This is a genomic window from Cupriavidus sp. 01L415, from assembly GCF_056400065.1.
Map to the genome: position 1 here is coordinate 99,228 of NZ_JBFTSP010000008.1, position 16,734 is coordinate 115,961.

Below are 16,734 nucleotides of genomic sequence, written 5' to 3' on the forward strand. Positions count from 1 at the left end.
TCTTCTCGTGGATGTTGTCACTGCAGAGGCCGCCATTTTAGACCTCTTGCCGGACATGCGCCGCTCGCATGCCACCCACACGCCTCCCTCATTCCGAAAACGCGCCGCAAACGCGCCCGGCCAGCGCCGGACCAGTGCCGACAGGCGTGGCCAGGACCGCGCCGGCTAGAACGTCGGCAGCAGCTCGGGCGGATGCGCGCGCAGTTGCGCGCGGGCATCGCGGAACTCGGGGAAGATTGACTCCACGGTTTCCCAGAAGCGCGGGCCGTGGTTCATTTCCTTCAGGTGGGCCAGCTCATGCGCGGCCACATAGTCGATCATCGACAGCGGGAAATGCATCAGCCGCCAGTTCAGGCGGATCTTGCCGTCGGCCGTGCAACTGCCCCAGCGCGTGGCGGCGGAGGTCAGTGCAAAGCCGGTGTGCCGCACGCCCAGCTTGTCGGCATAGATCTCGAGCCGCTCGACCAGCAGGCGGCGGGCCTGGTACTGCAGCCAGCCCTGCACGCGATCCTTGATCTGCTGCTCGTCGGCGTGCGTGGGCAGCGCCAGGTGCAGCACGCGCGTGTCGGCATCGAACAGCAGCGCGCCGGCGGGCGATTCCAGCTGGAGCGTGATCGGCTTGCCCAGGAACGGCAGGCTTGCGCCTTCGCGCCACTGCACGGTGGGCAGTACCCGACGCGCTTCGCGGTGCCGCCACTCGCCCAGCTTGTTGAAGATCCAGCGCTGTTTTTCGAGGATGGCCGCTTCGACATCGGCCAGCGTCACCCAGCGCGGCGCGGTAATGGACAGGCCGCGGTCATCGACGGTAAAGCCGATGGTCCGCCGCGACGACCGCTTGAGTGTGTAGTGCAGCGTGCGCTCCCCTACGTGCAGGGCTCGGGCATTGGGCTGCGCGGGCGGCCATGCCAGGATCTCCGGTGACAGTGTCTCGGCGGGAGGCGCCAGCAGGGCCGCGTCCTTGGGGGACTCGGCGGCCGCGGCGGATGACTCCGCCAGCGGCAGCTCCAACTGGGCACCGGGCGTGTCGGGGACGGGACGCAGCAGCTTCATGCCGTGGCCCGGTGTGCTGTGCTGCGATAGCTGTCCGGGTCGATGCGGCGCATTTCGGCCTCGATCCAGATGGCAACTTCTTGGTTCAGCTGGTCGGCGGTCTTGTTGGCCGACGAAACCGGCTGGCCGATCGAAATCGTCACCATGCCCGGATACTTCATGAATGAGTTGCGCGGCCAGAGGCGGCCCGAGTTGACGGCCATGGGGATGACCCAGGCGCCCGTCTCGACGGCCAGGCGCGCACCGCCGCTCTTGTAGCGGGGGTGTTCCAGGCCGGACGGCGTGCGGGTGCCTTCGGGGAACATGATGATCCATGCGCCTTCGGCCAGGCGTTCACGGCCCTGGCGCGCGGCCGACGCAAACGCCCGCGTGCCTTCCTTGCGGTTGATGTGGACCATCTTGAGCATGCCCAGTGCCCAGCCGAAGAACGGCACCAGGAGCAGCTCGCGCTTGAACACGAAGCACAGCGGCTTGGGCATCAGCGCCACGTAGGCGACGGTTTCCCATGCAGACTGGTGCTTGGAGAGCAGCACCACCGGCTTGTCGAACATGCCGTCGAAGTGTTCGGCCCCTTCGATGCGGTAGCGGATGCCGCAGATCCCGCGCGCCGCCCAGATCACGAGTCGGGTCCAGCCGCGCACGAAGCGGAAACGGCGCTCGGCGCTCATGAATGGAAAGACGATAAAGCAGGCGCACGCGTACGGCGGCGTCAGAACCAGCAGGTATAGCGAGAGCAGCAGGGAACGGATAAAAGTCATCGGGGGCGACAGGTAAATCAGGGGGCGGGCGACTTGTGCGCGTGATCGCCTGCAATCAGCCATTGTGCAAATGCGGCCAGGTCGTCGTGGACGCGTGTGCCGGCGGGCAGGCCGCCTTTCGCCAGCGTCTTTGCGCCCTTGCCGGTGCGGACCAGGTGCGGAATGCAGCCCACCGCCACACCTGCCTCCAGGTCGCGCAGCGAATCGCCGACGACCGGCACGTTACGCAGTTCGACACCGAAGCGTTCGCCGATCTGCTCGAACAGGCCCGGCTTCGGCTTGCGGCAGTCGCAGTTGTCCGCCGCCGTGTGGGGGCAGAAGAACACCGCTTCCACACGGCCGCCCAGGTTGGCCAGCGCCTTGTACATCTTCTCGTGCATGGCGTTGAGCGCGCTCATCTCGAACAGGCCGCGGCCGATGCCCGACTGGTTGCTGGCGATCACCACGCGGTAGCCGGCCTGATTCAGCGTGGCGATGGCCTCCAGGCTGCCGGTGATGGGCACCCATTCATCGGGCGTCTTGATGAAGTGGTCGCTGTCGAGGTTAACCACCCCGTCGCGATCGAGGATGACAAACTTGGGCTGGGACTGTGGCATGGGGGCGCTCCGGTTCGGGCAGGCTGTTGACTACGCCGCCAGCTTGGAGATGTCCGCGACGCGGTTGGCCAGGCCGTGCAGCGTGGACAGCAGGGCCAGGCGGTTGGCGCGCAGCCGCGCGTCCTCGGCCATCACCATCACGTCGTTGAAGAACTGGTCCACGGCGTCGCGCAGTTGTGCCAGGTCGCGCAGCGCGCCGGTGAAATCGCCGCCGGAGAAGGCAGCTTCCACGCCCGGCCGTACGCGCTCGATGGCACCGTGCAGCGTGCTTTCCGCCGCTTCCTGGAACAGTGCCGGATCGACGTTGCCGATGGCCTCGTCGGTCTTGCGCAGGATGTTAGTGATGCGCTTGTTGGCGGCGGCGAGGGCCTCGGCCTCGGGCAGCGCGGCAAACGTGCGCACGGCTTCCATGCGACCCAGGATGTCGTGCAGCGTCTGCGGGCGCAGGCTGACCACGGCCTCGACTTCATTGGTCGTATAGCCCTTGTCCTTCAGGTAGCCGCGCACGCGGTCGTACAGGAAGTCGGTGATGGCCTCCTGCGACGGCTTGACGGCGGCAATGCCGGCGAATGCCCGCCCGGTCAGGGCCAGCAACGTGTCCAGCGACAGCGCCAGCGGCTTTTCGATCAACATGCGCAGGATGCCCAGCGCATGGCGGCGCAGCGCAAACGGGTCCTTTTCGCCGGTCGGCTGCAGGCCGATGCCCCAGATGCCGACCAGCGTTTCCAGCTTGTCGGCCAGCGCCACGGCGGTGCTCACGGCGCCTTCAGGCAGCGCGTCGCCGGCAAAGCGGGGGCGGTAGTGCTCGGAACAGGCCAGCGCGACGTCGTCGGCTTCATCGTCATGACGGGCGTAGTACGTGCCCATCGTGCCCTGCAGTTCGGGAAACTCGCCGACCATGTCGGTCAGCAGGTCGGCCTTGGCCAGTTCGGCACCGCGCATTGCGGCGGCCTTGTCGACGGACACGCCGGCGGCGTTCATCGCGTCGGCGATATGGCCGGCGATCTGCTGCAGGCGCTGCACGCGGTCAAGCTGGCTGCCAATCTTGTTGTGGTAGACCACGTTGCCCAGTTGCGGCACGCGCGAGGCCAGCGTCTTCTTGCGGTCCTGGTCGAAGAAGAACTTGGCGTCGGCCAGGCGCGGGCGCACCACGCGCTCGTTGCCGGTGATGATCGACTGCGGCGTGTCGGTGGCCAGGTTCGAGACGATCAGGAAGCGGTTGCGCAGGTGGCCGGCGGAGTCGGTCAGCGCGAAGTACTTCTGGTTGGTCTGCATCGTCAGGATCAGGCACTCCTGCGGGACGGCCAGGAACGCTTCCTCGAAGTGGCAGGCATAGACCACGGGCCATTCCACCAGCGAGTTCACTTCGTCGAGCAGCGCGTCCGGCATGACGACCTGATCGGCGCCCGCTTCCCGGAGCAGCGCGGCGCGGATGCGCTCGCGGCGTTCCGCATAGCTCGTGATGACGCGGCCCTGGCTTTCGAGCAGGCTGGCGTATTCGGTGGCATGCGGCACCTCGATCGTGCCGTGCGACAGGAAACGGTGACCCTGCGTCACGTTGCTGGCCGCAAGGCCCAGCACGGATACCGGCACGATCTCCGCGCCGTGCAGCGCGATCAGGCTGTGCGCCGGGCGCACGAAGTGCACTGTGGTGCCGTCCGGCCGCTGGTAGCTCATCAGCTTCGGGATCGGCAGCTTTGCCAGCGTGTCATCCAGCGCGGCCTGCAGGCCGTCGGCCAGGGTGGCGCCGCGGGCGGTGTAGCGATAGAAGAACGCGTCGGCCTTGCCATCGGAGGCACGCTCCAGCGTCTGCCAGTCGATCTCGGTCACGCCGACGGACTTGGCCAGCGCGGCCAGCTTCTTGGCCAGCGGAGCGGTCGGGGCGCCGTTGGCGTCCAGGGCGACGGTCAGGGGCAGGACCTTCTCGCGCTGCTCGCGGTCCGGTGCGCCGTGGCGCACGCCGGTCACCAGCGCGGCCAGGCGGCGCGGCGTGGCGAACGGCGTCACCGTCGCGCCGGCGTCCAGCAGGTCGCGGGCGCCGAGGCCGTCAAGGAGGCCCTGCGCGAAGGACTCGCCCAGGCGGGCGAGGGCCTTGGGCGGCAGCTCTTCGGTGAACAGTTCGATCAGCAGCGAGTCGGTGATGGGTTGCGACATGAATCGTATCCAGCAGGTATGAGTGCGCGCGCTGTCAGCAGCGCGGCGCGAGATTGGGTTCTACGCCAGACAGCAGCCACAGGCCGTTCTGCTGGCGGAATTGCAGCGTGGTGTAGGCGCATTGCGCCGCCACGCCGGAGGCGCCGCGGCTGCCTGCGGCCGGGAAGCGCGCGTCGATCCGCTGCGCACGACGGTCATAGCGGATCTCGTCGATGCGGCCGCCGATCCAGAAATCGATCTTCGGCGGCAACTGGTTGGCCGAGTAGTACATGCGCACCGTGCGGCGCGAGCGGCCGTTGCGGTCTTCCCACTCGGCCCACTGCAGCGGATAGCGGATGGCGCTTTCATAGGCGCGCAACGGCACGCGATGCCAGCCCAGATCACGCGATCCGGACAGGTCGCACGAGAAAGAGCGCACCAGCTGCGTCCACTGGTCCACGGCATTGAGCGACGGGCGCCAGTGGCGCGCGATGGCCTGCTGCAGCGCCTGCGGATCGGCCTCGCAGATATTGGACAGTTCCGCGGGCAGGTACAGCGCCTGCGGGGTGGGCGGCGTTGCGGTACGCGCCGCGGCGGCAATGCCGGCAAACGGCAACGAGGCCAGCGCGGCGAACGCGAGCACGCCGCGCACGCGGGGCATCATGCGCGAGCCCCGGTGTTGCACATCGGAAAGCCCAGCGCTTCACGCGAATCGTAGTAGGCCTGCGCCACCTGGCGGGACAGGTTGCGGATGCGGCCGATGTAGGCGGCGCGCTCCGTAACCGAAATGGCCCCACGGGCATCGAGCAGGTTGAACGTGTGCGCGGCCTTGAGCACCTGCTCGTAGGCGGGCAGGGCCAGGCGCGTGCCGGCCGCCTTGTCCTTCGCAACCTCGTCGCCCTCGGCCTTCTCGCCGGTATCGCCCATCAGGCGCCGGGCTTCGCCCTCGTGCTCGGAGAAATGACGGAACAGGATTTCCGTGTTGCTGTGCTCGAAGTTGTAGGTGGACTGCTCCACCTCGTTCTGGTGATAGACGTCGCCGTAGGTCAGGCGGCGGGTCTCGCCGTTCTCCTGCCACTCGGTCCAGACCAGGTCATAGACGTTTTCCACCTTCTGCAGGTACATCGCCAGCCGCTCGATGCCGTAGGTGATTTCGCCGGTGATGGGCTTGCAGTCGATGCCGCCGACCTGCTGGAAGTACGTGAACTGCGTGACTTCCATGCCGTTCAGCCAGACCTCCCAGCCCAGGCCCCAGGCGCCGAGCGTGGGGTTCTCCCAGTCGTCCTCGACGAAGCGGATGTCGTTCTGCTTCAGGTCCAGGCCCAGCGCCTCCAGCGAACCCAGGTAGAGCTCCAGGATGTTCTCGGGGGCGGGCTTCAGCACCACCTGGTATTGGTAGTAGTGCTGCAGACGGTTCGGGTTCTCGCCGTAGCGGCCGTCCTTGGGGCGGCGCGACGGCTGCACGTAGGCTGCCCGCCACGGCTCCGGGCCGATCGCGCGCAGGAACGTGTGCACGTGCGACGTCCCCGCGCCGACCTCCAGATCGATCGGTTGCAGCAGTGCGCACCCTTGCCGGTCCCAGTAGGCCTGCAAGGTGAGAATCATTTGTTGGAAGGTCAGCATAGGAAGACGAAAAAAGAAGCTGGCGGGCAAGTGCGCGAGGCGTCTCGCGCCGGGTTTGCCAAACCTTGGATTCTATCGGGTTTTTGGGCGTCACCCGCCCGGAAATGGCCGGGAATGGGTCGCTTGGACCGCGGATCGACCGCTCGGAGGTGCTGTCGGCCGGTGTCGGGCTTTCGCAACGGGTCGGGTAAATCCTGACATGGGTTTCAGAGTCGGCTGATAGGTGCCGATACCATTTTTGTATACAGTGGAACTACGCAGCTGCTTCAAACGGTGGCGGCGTCCGGACAACCCCTTTCGGGGGGACAACCGCTCAAAACAGGTGTCCGGGAATTCGATAACACTTTTGGGGATTGGTCATGACGCTGCTTTCTCGCAAACCATATCTTGTCGCCCTGGCCGTGATGGCCGCCGCAGCAGCGGTTTCCGTCGCGACATCGCTTCTGGGTTAAGCCCCCGGGACGCATTAAAAAACGGGCCCAACCGGCCCGTTTTTTCGTTTACCTCGCCTACCGCATTGGCGCCAGCCGGCGCCGGACCCGGTGGGCCCTAGCGGCGTGCGCGCCGCACCTGAACCGCCAGCAGCAGCACCAGCAGGCTGCCAAGCAGCACCGGCGCATTCCCCCAGCGGACATAGGGCGTCAGCCCCTGCGTGCCCTGCACGGACGCCGCCAGCGTGCCCACCTGGAACGTCGGCAGCCGCGCCTGCACCGTGCCATCGGGCTTTACCACCGCCGTCATGCCGGTGTTGGTGGCCCGCAGCATCGGGCGGCGGGTTTCCAGCGCGCGCATCCGCGAAATCTGCAAATGCTGGTCCAGTGCGATGGTGTCGCCAAACCAGGCCAGGTTGGTCACGTTGGCCAGCATATTGGCCGGCGTGTCCTGCTGGCGAAGGGTCTCGGCGATTTCCTCGCCGAACAGATCCTCGTAGCAGATATTGGGCGCCACCCGGATGCCGCGCACCGGCACCGCCGGCTGGTCCAGCCCGCCGCGGCGGAAATCGCCCAGCGGCATCTTCATCATGTTCACGAACCAGTGGAAGCCGAACGGGATGAACTCGCCAAACGGCACCAGATGGTGCTTGTTGTAGCGGTACAGCCTGGGCTGTTCCGGCCCGATCGCAAACACGCTGTTGGTGAAGTCCACCGGCGAGTCGGCACCCGCTGCGCCAAACAGCACTGTGCTGCCAGTCGACTCCATGTACTTGCGCACGGCCTGGGCGATATCGACGGGCAGTTCCTGCAGGATGACCGGGAACGCCGTCTCGGGCGTGACCACCAGGTCCGCCGGCGCCGCCGTGATCAGGTCACGATAGAGCTCCAGCGAGCGCTGGATGCCGATGGGCTCGAACTTGATGTCCTGGGCCACATTCCCTTGCAGCAGCCGAACGGAGACGGGTTGGCCGACGGGCGAAGTCCAGTTGATCGGCGCCAGTACGGCGCCGGCCAGCGGCAGTGCCACGGCCAGCCCGAGTGTCAGCGCGGTCGTGCGCGCAGCGCCAGGCTGTCCGCGCTGGCAGGCGGCGCGCACGCCGGACACCAGCAGCGCGGCGATTGTGCCCGCCAGCGCGGCGATGCCGTAGACGCCGATCAGCGGCGCAAAGCCGGCCAGCGGGCCGTCCGTATGGGGATAGCCGCTACCGAGCCACGGAAAGCCCGTGAAAATCACGCCGCGCAGCCATTCGGACAACGCCCACACGGCGCCGAACGCCAGGGCCGGCAACACGCCGTCCCGGCCGCGACCGGTCAGCCAGTGCCACGTGGCGCTGGCCAGCGCGGGCCAGATCGACAGGTAGGCCGCAAACAGCACGACGGCCAGTGCCGCCATCCACGCCGGCATTTCGCCGTAGACGTGCATGCTGATATAGAGCCACCAGATGCCTGACAGGAACCAGCCGAGGCCGAACGCATAGGCCGTGGTGGCGGCCGCGCGTGGCCGCGGGGCGCCGGCCACCAGCGCCACCAGTCCGGCCAGCGACAGCAGTTGCAGCCACCACCAGTCGTGCGGGGCGTAGGCCTGCGTGTGCGCCACGCCCAGCACGGCGGCGATCAGCAGCCGGAATACCGTATTGGCGCGCGATGCAGGACGCAGCGATTCAGAAGGGAAGGGGGTGGCGGTACCGACACTGCCATCGGTACGGCGGACGCCCGTGGCGCCCGATTGATCGACACGCTTCATGCGTCGGCCGTTGCCGGAGGTTCGACGGGTGCCTCGCGGCGCACCAGTAGCAGGTGCACCTGCCGCGCATCCGCGCGCAGGACCTCGAAACGGATCGGCGGCAGCGTGATGATCTCGCCACGATGCGGCACGTGGCCCACGTGGTTGGTCAGCAGGCCGCCCACGGTGTCGACATCGTGATCGGAAAACGCGGTGCCGAAGGACTCGTTGAACTGTCCGATCTCGGTCAGGCCGTGCACGCGCCACGCACCATCGGTGGTGGGCAGGATGTTGTCCTGATCTTCATCGAGGTCGAATTCGTCCTCAATGTCGCCGACGATCTGTTCCAGCACATCCTCGATCGTCAACAGGCCGGCCACGCCGCCGTATTCGTCCACCACGATGGCAATGTGGTTGCGGTTGATGCGGAACTCGCGCAGCAGGATGTTCAGACGCTTGGATTCCGGGATGAACACCGCCGGGCGCAGCGTTTCACGCAGGTCGAAATTCTCGTCGGTGTAATAGCGCAGCAGATCCTTGGCGAGCAGGATGCCGATGATGTTGTCGCGGCTGCCCTCGTAGACCGGAAAGCGCGAATGCGCCGTCTGCTGCATGTAGGGGATGAAGGCCTCGGGCGCGTCGGCGATGTTGACGGCGTCCATCTGGGCGCGCGGCACCATGATGTCGCGCGCGGTGAGTTCCGAGACCTGGAACACGCCCTCGATCATCGAGAGCGATTCGGCATCGATCAGGTTGCGCTCGTGCGCGTCCTGCAGCACTTCGAGCAGCTCGGCTCGGGTGTCCGGCTCGGGAGAGATGAAATCTGAAAGGCGTTCGAGAAGGGATCTGGGGCGATCCGCCTGCTTGTGATTGGCAGGTTTCGAACTGGGATAGGGGTCGTTCATGTCGCGGCGAGCGCGTGGTGGAGATCGTCTGAAGCATACACTAAAAGCATTCCAGCCCCGTGACGGGGCCGGATGACGTGCCGCAGCGTGCTGCCCGCGGCACTTGGAGGTTGCTTCAAAACAGGACCGCTTCGCTTCATTCTGAAACAACCTCTTTAGAAGAGGCCTCAGGAGGCGTCAGCGATCTTCGCGCACTGGCTGATACGGATCGGCGAATCCGAGTGCGTGCAGCGTCTCGGTCTCGATCGCTTCCATCTCTTCCGCCTCGGCGTCGTCCTCGTGTTCGTATCCCTGCGCGTGCAGCACGCCGTGCACGATCAGGTGCGCATAGTGCGCCTCCAGCGGCTTCTTCTGTTCCGTCGCCTCGGCTTCCACCACCGGGCAGCACAGCACGATGTCGCCGGTCACGGGGTCATCGGCGTGCTCGGCGTAGGCAAACGTCAGCACGTTGGTGGCGTAGTCCTTGCCGCGATAGGTGCGGTTCAGCGTGCGACCTTCCTCTTCGCCGACAAAGCGCACGGTCAGCGCGGCATCGGCGTACAGCGCCGATTTCACCCACTTTTCGATCTGCTTGTTGCCGGGCAGGCCGCGGCGCTTGTCCACGCCATCGCCGTGCTGGATGTCGAGCTCGACGTCCGGCGGCGTGGCCGGCGTTCCGGTGGTGGTGGTGACTGGCGTCGCCGTGACCGCCACGGACAGCGCGTCGTGGTTGTCGGGGCGCACCAGCAGGCCGGCTTGCTGGCGGGTGTCGGTGTGTTCCGCCAGCAAGGCGACCACGCCGTCGGCGGCCTGGGACAAGTCCACGGTCAGGCTGCGGCCATCGGGCAGTTGCACGCGCAGCGCGTGGGCGGCGCTCTTGCGGGCGCGGCCGTCCGCGTCAAACAGGGTCAGGCTGGCGGCGGGAGACTTCTTGGTCAAGATCAGGCGTCCTTATGCTGGGCGTGGTATTCGTCATAGGCATCGACGATGCGAGCCACCAGCGGGTGGCGCACGACGTCGATACTGGTGAAGCGGGTGAACGCAACGCCGCGGACTTCGCGCAGCACGTGCTGCGATTCCACCAGGCCGCTCTTCTGGCCGCGTGGCAGGTCGATCTGCGTGATGTCGCCGGTGATCACGGCCCTGGAGCCGAAGCCGATCCGGGTCAGGAACATCTTCATCTGTTCCGGCGTGGTGTTCTGGGCTTCGTCGAGGATGATGAACGCGTGGTTCAGCGTGCGACCGCGCATATAGGCGAGCGGCGCGATCTCGATCATCTGGCGCTCGAACATCTTCTGGGTGCGATCAAAACCGAGCAGGTCGTACAGCGCGTCATAGAGCGGGCGCAGGTACGGATCGACTTTCTGGGCCAGGTCCCCGGGCAGGAAGCCCAGGCGTTCGCCCGCTTCCACGGCCGGGCGCGTCAGCACGATGCGCTTCACCGCGTCGCGCTCGAGCGCATCCACGGCGCAGGCCACGGCCAGGTAGGTCTTGCCCGTACCCGCCGGCCCGATGCCCATGGTCAGGTCGTGCGACAGGATGTTGCGCAGGTAGTCGCGCTGGGCAACCGTGCGGCCCTGCAGGCCGACGCGGCGCGTGTGCAGCACTGGGGACTCGTCGTCCACGCTGCGCCCGCCCTCGCCGTTGCCGGCGGGGTCCGGCAGGTAGGCGCCGTGCGCGGCCACCTGGCGCGATTCCACCAGGCCCAGTTGCACGTCGTCGATGGACAGCGCCACGCGGGCGTCGTTGTAGAAGCGTTCCAGCGCCAGTGCGGCGTCCTGCGCGCGTGTGCCGCGCACGGTCATGCGATGGCCGCGGCGCTGGATGGTCACGTCAAGCGCCTGCTCGATCTGGCGCAGGTTTTCGTCGAGCGGCCCGCACAGGTTCTGCAGGCGCGTGTTGTCGTCCTTGGGGGCGACGAATTCTGCTGAAGGAATCTTCATACCGTTCTTATTGACGCACCACGATCTCGCCGCGCAGCGAGTGCGGGAACGCCTGCGTGATGCTCACGTCGACCATCTGGCCGATCATGCGGTCGCGCTGGGCCTGCGGTACGCCCGGCAGCGCAAAGTTGACCACGCGGTTGTTCTCGGTGCGGCCATGCAGCTCGGTCGGGTCCTTGCGGGCCGGACCTTCCACCAGGATGCGCTGCACGGTGCCGACCATGTTGCGGCTGATACGCTGCACGTTCTCCTCGATGGTGGCCTGCAGGTGTTGCAGGCGGCGCAGCTTCACCTCGTGCGGCGTGTCGTCGGCCAGGTTGGCGGCCGGCGTTCCGGGCCGCGGGCTGAAGATGAAAGAGAACGACGTGTCGTAGCCGACTTCCTCGATCATCGCCATCAGCTTGTCGAAATCGGCATCGGTCTCGCCGGGGAAGCCGACGATGAAGTCCGACGACATCGACATGTTCGGGCGGATCGCGCGCAGCCGGCGGATGATGCTCTTGTATTCCAGCACGCTGTATCCGCGCTTCATCGCCATCAGCACGCGGTCCGACGCATGCTGCACCGGCAGGTGAAGATGGTTCACGAGTTTGTCGCACCGCTCGTAGAGTTCGATCAGCCGCGACGTGAATTCCTTCGGATGGCTCGTGGTGTAGCGGATGCGCTCGATGCCGGGGATTTCCGCCACGTATTCGATCAGGAGCGCGAAGTCCGCGATCTCGCTGGTGCCGCCCATCGCGCCGCGATAGGCGTTGACGTTCTGGCCCAGCAGCGTGATTTCGCGCACGCCTTGCTCGGCCAGGCCCGCCACTTCGGCCAGCACGTCCTCGAACGGGCGGGAAACTTCCTCGCCGCGCGTGTAGGGCACCACGCAGTAGCTGCAGTACTTCGAGCAGCCTTCCATGATCGACACGAACGCGCTCGGGCCGTCAACGCGGGCTGGCGGCAGGTGATCGAACTTCTCGATCTCGGGGAAGGAGATATCGACCTGCGACAGGCCGGTCTGGCGACGGCGGTTGATCAGGTCGGGCAGGCGGTGCAGCGTCTGCGGGCCAAACACCACGTCCACATACGGGGCGCGCGACACGATGGTCGCGCCTTCTTGGCTGGCCACGCAGCCGCCCACGCCGATCACGAGGTCCGGCTTGGCAGCCTTCAGGGCCTTCATGCGGCCCAGCTCGGAGAAAACTTTCTCCTGGGCCTTCTCGCGCACGGAGCACGTGTTGAACAGGATGACGTCGGCGTCCTCGACATTGTCCGTGGGTTCAAGGCCTTGCGTGGCGTGCAGTACGTCCACCATCTTGTCCGAGTCGTACTCGTTCATCTGGCAGCCGTACGTCTTCACAAATACTTTCTTCATGGTGCCGGTCTCAGTGGTTTACCTGGGGGCATCAGGGGGGTTACGACAAAGCGGCCCGGTTTCCGTGGCCGCGTGCTTCTTGCGCCTGCCGGGCGCCTGATCGGTTCAGTGCGACGCCTTCCATGCCTTGACTTCGGCATCGGTCAGCACCCAGGCGCTCAGCAACTGGCCATAGAGGTCCAGCTTGTAGCGCACCTGGAGCTTCTGGCCGGCCACCGCGACCGGGCTCAGCAACTGCGTTTCCGTGCTGAAGATCCGCAGACCCGGGGCCACGCCGACAGTCTTGCCGTCGAGCTTTGCGGTCAGCGGTTCCGACGCCGTTGGCGTGGCCAGTTGCAGTCGCGCCATCGGGGCATCGGCGGGAATCACGCGGATCGGCGTGCCGGCGACCGGCAGCGTCTCCTGTGCCATGACGGGTGCCATGGGCAGCAGGACGGCGGCGAAGGCGGCCACGGCCAGCGACTGGCGCGAAAGCAGGATGCGCAGGGACATGAAGACTCCGGCAAGAAATGGATGGTGGGTACAGCCGGCGCCGGACGCCATCATGACAGCCGGCATCGAGCAGGCAGGGCAACCCGGCATTTTACCCCTTTGGCGGGGGATGCGGCGCCCGGCGCCGGTGTTTGTGGCGAGATCAGAACAGGCAGGACGCTTCCTGCAGCACCCGTTGTTTGGATACGGTGCCCAGCAGTTCGCGGCTGACGGTGTCGCGAATCAGTGGGATGCGGTTGATGCCGTGCTCCGAGAACAGCGCGAGGGCGTCTCGCAGCCGCGAATCCGGCGTCAGGGAGGGGAAGTCGCGCTCGGCCAGCGCCAGCAGGCTGGCATCGGGCCGCTCCCGCTGGGCACGCTGGATCGCGTGGATCGAGATGGCGCCCAGCAACGTGCCGGCCGGGGTGACGAGATAAAGATAGCGGGTGCCGGTTTCGGCGAATTTGTCGGCGGTGGCGGCCACGGTGGCATCGGGGTCGATCACCGTGTCGGTGGGGTCGCACAGGCCGGCCAGACGCAGCGCCCGCGCGCGTTCCACGGCCGCGGAGGCCTGCGCGCGCTCCACCACCACGCTGTAGAGGGACATCGTCTGGCAGCGCGACGCCGTGTAGTACGCCGCCACCGCGCCGATCATCGACGGCAGCAGCAGTGCGGGTGCCAGGGTCATTTCAAAGACCATCAGCACCGACATCAGCGGCGCCTGGCTGGTGGCGGCCAGGAATGCGCTCATGCCGACCAGTGGCAGGACCGGCGACACCGTCCCGCCCGGAATCATGATGGCCAGCATCTGGCCCAGCGCCGCGCCCACGAACAGCGACGGCGTGAACACGCCACCCACCGCGCCAGAACCCATGCTCGCCACGGTTGCCACGAGCTTGGCCACCAGCACGCCCCAGACGGGCACCGAGAGGGGGTCGCCATGCAGGATGGTCTGGATCGTGAAAAAGCCGTTGCCGACGACTTCGGGCACCGCCATGGCCAGTGCGCCGACCAGCGCGCCGCCGATCGCCAGCCTCGCGACTGGGCCGCCCGGCACATGGGTAAAGGCGTTGCGCGCCAGCGTGGCGGCGCGCATGAACAGGGCCCCGGCCGCGCCCGCCAGCACGCCAAGCGCCGCGGCAGCCAGCAGGATGTGGGGGCGGAGGTCGGGCGCGATATGCAGGTCGGGGTAGAGCGGCTGCAGTCCCCCATGCCACTGGCTGACCATTGCGCCAGCCACAGAGGCCAGGAAGAGCGGCATCAGGCGCTGAACGGCCAGGGCCCCGAACACCACTTCGGCCACGAATACCGCGGCGGACAGTGGCGTGTGATAGACCGTGGCCAGCCCGGCCGCCGCGCCGCAGGCGGTCAGCATCCGGCGCATGTTGGAGTCGCCCGTCGCGTTGTCGGCGCGAGAAGACGGAAACAGCGACCCGCACAGCGCCGCCAACTGGATCATCGCGCCTTCTTTGCCGACGGAACTGCCGGAGACGATCGAGCAGAACGACGATAGCGACCGCAGCAGCGTGATCGCCAGCGGCAGCCGGCCGGTGCCGCGTGACACCGCTTCCATATAGTCGGTGGGCCCGGGCTGCGCCGCCGCCAGCCGGCTGGCCAGCATCAGAAGTGCCCCGGCCAGCGCGCCGCCGAGTGCCGGGATCACGACGCGCCAGAGCAGCGCGAGTCCGGCAAATATCATGACGACGTCCGTATGGCTGCCGAACATGACCAGGCCGCTGGCTTCCAGCGCCTCCTTGAATAGCGTGGTGACGATGCCGGCTAGGATCCCGACCGGAATGGCCGCAAAGAGCGTGACTTCCTGATCTTCGAGAAAGCGCAAACGCATGGTGGGACAAGGCTGGGGGTGCCGGGGCGGACTGGACGCCATGATAGCGCAGCGCCACCCCGCGACCGCATGGGTATGGGGTCGTCGCCGGACTGGTACACTACGGGCCTTTCCATCGGCGATGGGGGCAATCGACCCGTCCCGCCGGCTCCGATCCCCTCGGGGTCCGGTCCTCTACCCGAGCCTGCCCCACGATTGGCGCACATCTTGCGCGACGGGCGGCCGAAGCGTCATTTCATGTCTTTTTCCGAACTCGGCTTGTCCGACAAGCTGGTGCGCGCCGTGGCCGAACAGGGCTACTCCACGCCGACCCCGATTCAAGCGCAGGCAATTCCTGCAATTCTCAAAGGTGGCGATCTTCTCGCCGGCGCCCAGACCGGCACCGGCAAGACAGCCGGCTTTACATTGCCGATGCTGCAACTGCTGGCGGAATCCGCTGCCCGCAACAGCGCGCCGCGCGGCCCACGCCAGCCGGTGCGCGCCCTCGTTCTGACACCGACCCGCGAACTCGCGGCCCAGGTCGAGGAAAGCGTCCGCAACTACGGCAAGTACCTGAAGCTCCGCTCGATGGTGATGTTCGGCGGGGTTGGCATCAACCCGCAGATCGAAGCGTTGAAGCGCGGCGTCGACATCGTCGTGGCCACGCCGGGCCGCCTGCTGGACCATGTCTCGCAGCGCACGATCGACCTGTCGCAGGTGGAAATGCTGGTACTGGATGAAGCCGACCGCATGCTGGACATGGGCTTCATCCACGATATCCGCAAGATCCTGAACATCCTGCCGGCCAAGCGCCAGAACCTGTTGTTCTCGGCGACGTTCTCGGACGATATCCGCGCGCTGGCGGACCGCCTGCTGAACAACCCGGCATCGATCGAGGTGGCACGGCGCAACACCACGGCCGAGACCGTGGCGCAGCGCGTGTACCCGGTGGACCGCGAACGCAAGCGCGAACTGCTGGCTCACCTGGTGCGCCAGCACGACTGGCACCAGGTGCTGGTGTTCACGCGCACCAAGCACGGCGCCAACCGCCTGGCCGAGCAATTGGCCAAGGACGGCCTGTCCGCGCTGGCGATTCACGGCAACAAGAGCCAGTCGGCCCGCACACGCGCGCTGACCGAGTTCAAGGCTGGCACGCTGCGCCTGCTGGTGGCGACCGATATCGCCGCACGCGGCATCGACATCGACCAGCTGCCCCATGTGGTGAATTTCGACCTGCCCAACGTGCCGGAGGACTATGTGCACCGCATCGGCCGGACGGGTCGTGCCGGGGCCGAGGGCGAGGCGATTTCGCTGGTGTGCGTCGACGAACATGCGTTGTTGCGCGACATCGAGCGCCTGATCAAGCGCCAGATCGAACAAACGATTCTTCCCGGGTTTGAAGTGGACCCGAGCATCGTTGCCGAACCGATCCAGAAGGGACGCCAGCAGCGCGGCGGCCAGGGTGGCGGGCAAGGCGGCGGCCGTGGCGGTCGCGCGCCGGCCCAGGGTCAGGCACGTGGCAACGGCGGGAATGGCGGCAATGGCGGCGAGCGTCGCCAGGAACGCGCACCTCAAACGGCGCGCCCGACCGGTCCGCGTCCGGACGGCCAGCGCCAGGAAGCTCCGCGCAATCGTCCGGCCCAGCCCGCGCGCGGCGAAGCACGCGGCAACGGCGCGAATGGTGCAAACGGAGCCGGCGGCAATGCCAACGGCAACGGTAACCGGAGCCGGGGTGGCAACGGTGCCGGCAAAACCGGCGGCAATGCCGCAGGCAATGGCAATGCCAATGGCAACAACGGGCGCGCTGCGCAAGCGCGGCCGGCACAGGATGCGGCGGGCGCGTCGCCCGCGCGCAATCGTCGCCCGGCTCCGCAGGCGGCGCTGCTTGGCGGCAGCCGCAAGCCTACGCCCTGACCGAACCGGATCCACGCGGC

Annotated in this window: 14 protein-coding genes; 1 reads left to right on the forward strand and 13 read right to left on the reverse strand. The window is 67.0% G+C overall.

Annotated features, from left to right (window positions below; genetic code table 11):
- Nucleotides 1-165: 165 nt before the first annotated feature.
- The 13 genes from AC1DOX_RS15345 to AC1DOX_RS15405 all read right to left on the reverse strand — a co-directional run bounded on the left by AC1DOX_RS15345 (nucleotide 166) and on the right by AC1DOX_RS15405 (nucleotide 14,821).
- Nucleotides 166-1,050, reverse strand: a complete 885-nt coding sequence (locus tag AC1DOX_RS15345) for a M48 family metallopeptidase (protein ID WP_441619082.1) — start codon at nucleotides 1,048-1,050, stop codon at nucleotides 166-168.
- A complete protein-coding gene (locus AC1DOX_RS15350) occupies nucleotides 1,047-1,808 on the reverse strand; it encodes a lysophospholipid acyltransferase family protein (protein ID WP_441619084.1) in 762 nt (253 codons plus the stop codon). Before AC1DOX_RS15350 ends, AC1DOX_RS15345 begins: the two co-directional genes overlap by 4 nt.
- A gap of 17 nt (nucleotides 1,809-1,825) precedes the next feature.
- Nucleotides 1,826-2,404, reverse strand: a complete 579-nt coding sequence (gene gmhB, locus AC1DOX_RS15355; RefSeq protein ID WP_441619086.1) for a D-glycero-beta-D-manno-heptose 1,7-bisphosphate 7-phosphatase — start codon at nucleotides 2,402-2,404, stop codon at nucleotides 1,826-1,828.
- Nucleotides 2,405-2,434: 30 nt separating this feature from the next.
- Nucleotides 2,435-4,558, reverse strand: a complete 2,124-nt coding sequence (gene glyS / locus AC1DOX_RS15360) for a glycine--tRNA ligase subunit beta (protein ID WP_441619088.1) — start codon at nucleotides 4,556-4,558, stop codon at nucleotides 2,435-2,437.
- A gap of 34 nt (nucleotides 4,559-4,592) precedes the next feature.
- Nucleotides 4,593-5,201 carry a hypothetical protein gene (locus AC1DOX_RS15365; protein WP_441619090.1) on the reverse strand — a complete coding sequence of 203 codons (609 nt, stop codon included), beginning with the start codon at nucleotides 5,199-5,201 and terminating at the stop codon, nucleotides 4,593-4,595.
- Complete coding sequence (gene glyQ / locus AC1DOX_RS15370) at nucleotides 5,198-6,160, reverse strand: glycine--tRNA ligase subunit alpha (protein ID WP_441619092.1); 963 nt, start codon at nucleotides 6,158-6,160, stop codon at nucleotides 5,198-5,200. Before glyQ ends, AC1DOX_RS15365 begins: the two co-directional genes overlap by 4 nt.
- A gap of 549 nt (nucleotides 6,161-6,709) precedes the next feature.
- The gene (gene lnt, locus AC1DOX_RS15375; RefSeq protein ID WP_477114042.1) at nucleotides 6,710-8,338 is read right to left on the reverse strand and encodes an apolipoprotein N-acyltransferase; all 1,629 of its coding nucleotides are present in this window, start codon (nucleotides 8,336-8,338) and stop codon (nucleotides 6,710-6,712) included.
- Nucleotides 8,335-9,222 carry an HlyC/CorC family transporter gene (locus AC1DOX_RS15380; protein WP_441619096.1) on the reverse strand — a complete coding sequence of 296 codons (888 nt, stop codon included), beginning with the start codon at nucleotides 9,220-9,222 and terminating at the stop codon, nucleotides 8,335-8,337. Before AC1DOX_RS15380 ends, lnt begins: the two co-directional genes overlap by 4 nt.
- A gap of 177 nt (nucleotides 9,223-9,399) precedes the next feature.
- Nucleotides 9,400-10,140, reverse strand: a complete 741-nt coding sequence (ybeY, locus tag AC1DOX_RS15385) for an rRNA maturation RNase YbeY (RefSeq protein ID WP_092136002.1) — start codon at nucleotides 10,138-10,140, stop codon at nucleotides 9,400-9,402.
- Between the two features lie 2 nt (nucleotides 10,141-10,142).
- Nucleotides 10,143-11,144, reverse strand: a complete 1,002-nt coding sequence (locus AC1DOX_RS15390) for a PhoH family protein (protein WP_092136004.1) — start codon at nucleotides 11,142-11,144, stop codon at nucleotides 10,143-10,145.
- Nucleotides 11,145-11,151: 7 nt separating this feature from the next.
- Nucleotides 11,152-12,504: a tRNA (N6-isopentenyl adenosine(37)-C2)-methylthiotransferase MiaB gene (miaB, locus tag AC1DOX_RS15395; protein ID WP_441619098.1), complete on the reverse strand. Its 1,353-nt coding sequence runs from the start codon at nucleotides 12,502-12,504 to the stop codon at nucleotides 11,152-11,154.
- A gap of 105 nt (nucleotides 12,505-12,609) precedes the next feature.
- Complete coding sequence (locus tag AC1DOX_RS15400; protein WP_092136007.1) at nucleotides 12,610-12,996, reverse strand: hypothetical protein; 387 nt, start codon at nucleotides 12,994-12,996, stop codon at nucleotides 12,610-12,612.
- 142 nt (nucleotides 12,997-13,138) lie between these two features.
- Entirely contained in the window at nucleotides 13,139-14,821 is a 1,683-nt protein-coding gene (locus tag AC1DOX_RS15405) for a ClcB-like voltage-gated chloride channel protein (RefSeq protein WP_441619101.1), read from the reverse strand.
- 237 nt (nucleotides 14,822-15,058) lie between these two features.
- Here AC1DOX_RS15405 and AC1DOX_RS15410 point away from each other — a divergent pair, with 237 nt between their 5' ends.
- Nucleotides 15,059-16,714: a DEAD/DEAH box helicase gene (locus AC1DOX_RS15410; RefSeq protein ID WP_441619103.1), complete on the forward strand. Its 1,656-nt coding sequence runs from the start codon at nucleotides 15,059-15,061 to the stop codon at nucleotides 16,712-16,714.
- Nucleotides 16,715-16,734: the final 20 nt, after the last annotated feature.

Excerpts from the sequence above, each read along its gene's own strand:
- AC1DOX_RS15345 (WP_441619082.1), bottom strand. The coding sequence starts at position 1,050 with ATGAAGCTGCTGCGTCCCGTCCCCGACACGCCCGGTGCCCAGTTGGAG.
- AC1DOX_RS15350 (WP_441619084.1), bottom strand. The coding sequence starts at position 1,808 with ATGACTTTTATCCGTTCCCTGCTGCTCTCGCTATACCTGCTGGTTCTG.
- gmhB (WP_441619086.1), bottom strand. The coding sequence starts at position 2,404 with ATGCCACAGTCCCAGCCCAAGTTTGTCATCCTCGATCGCGACGGGGTG.
- glyS (WP_441619088.1), bottom strand. The coding sequence starts at position 4,558 with ATGTCGCAACCCATCACCGACTCGCTGCTGATCGAACTGTTCACCGAA.
- AC1DOX_RS15365 (WP_441619090.1), bottom strand. The coding sequence starts at position 5,201 with ATGATGCCCCGCGTGCGCGGCGTGCTCGCGTTCGCCGCGCTGGCCTCG.
- glyQ (WP_441619092.1), bottom strand. The coding sequence starts at position 6,160 with ATGCTGACCTTCCAACAAATGATTCTCACCTTGCAGGCCTACTGGGAC.
- lnt (WP_477114042.1), bottom strand. The coding sequence starts at position 8,338 with ATGAAGCGTGTCGATCAATCGGGCGCCACGGGCGTCCGCCGTACCGAT.
- AC1DOX_RS15380 (WP_441619096.1), bottom strand. The coding sequence starts at position 9,222 with ATGAACGACCCCTATCCCAGTTCGAAACCTGCCAATCACAAGCAGGCG.
- AC1DOX_RS15390 (WP_092136004.1), bottom strand. The coding sequence starts at position 11,144 with ATGAAGATTCCTTCAGCAGAATTCGTCGCCCCCAAGGACGACAACACG.
- miaB (WP_441619098.1), bottom strand. The coding sequence starts at position 12,504 with ATGAAGAAAGTATTTGTGAAGACGTACGGCTGCCAGATGAACGAGTAC.
- AC1DOX_RS15400 (WP_092136007.1), bottom strand. The coding sequence starts at position 12,996 with ATGTCCCTGCGCATCCTGCTTTCGCGCCAGTCGCTGGCCGTGGCCGCC.
- AC1DOX_RS15405 (WP_441619101.1), bottom strand. The coding sequence starts at position 14,821 with ATGCGTTTGCGCTTTCTCGAAGATCAGGAAGTCACGCTCTTTGCGGCC.
- AC1DOX_RS15410 (WP_441619103.1), top strand. The coding sequence starts at position 15,059 with ATGTCTTTTTCCGAACTCGGCTTGTCCGACAAGCTGGTGCGCGCCGTG.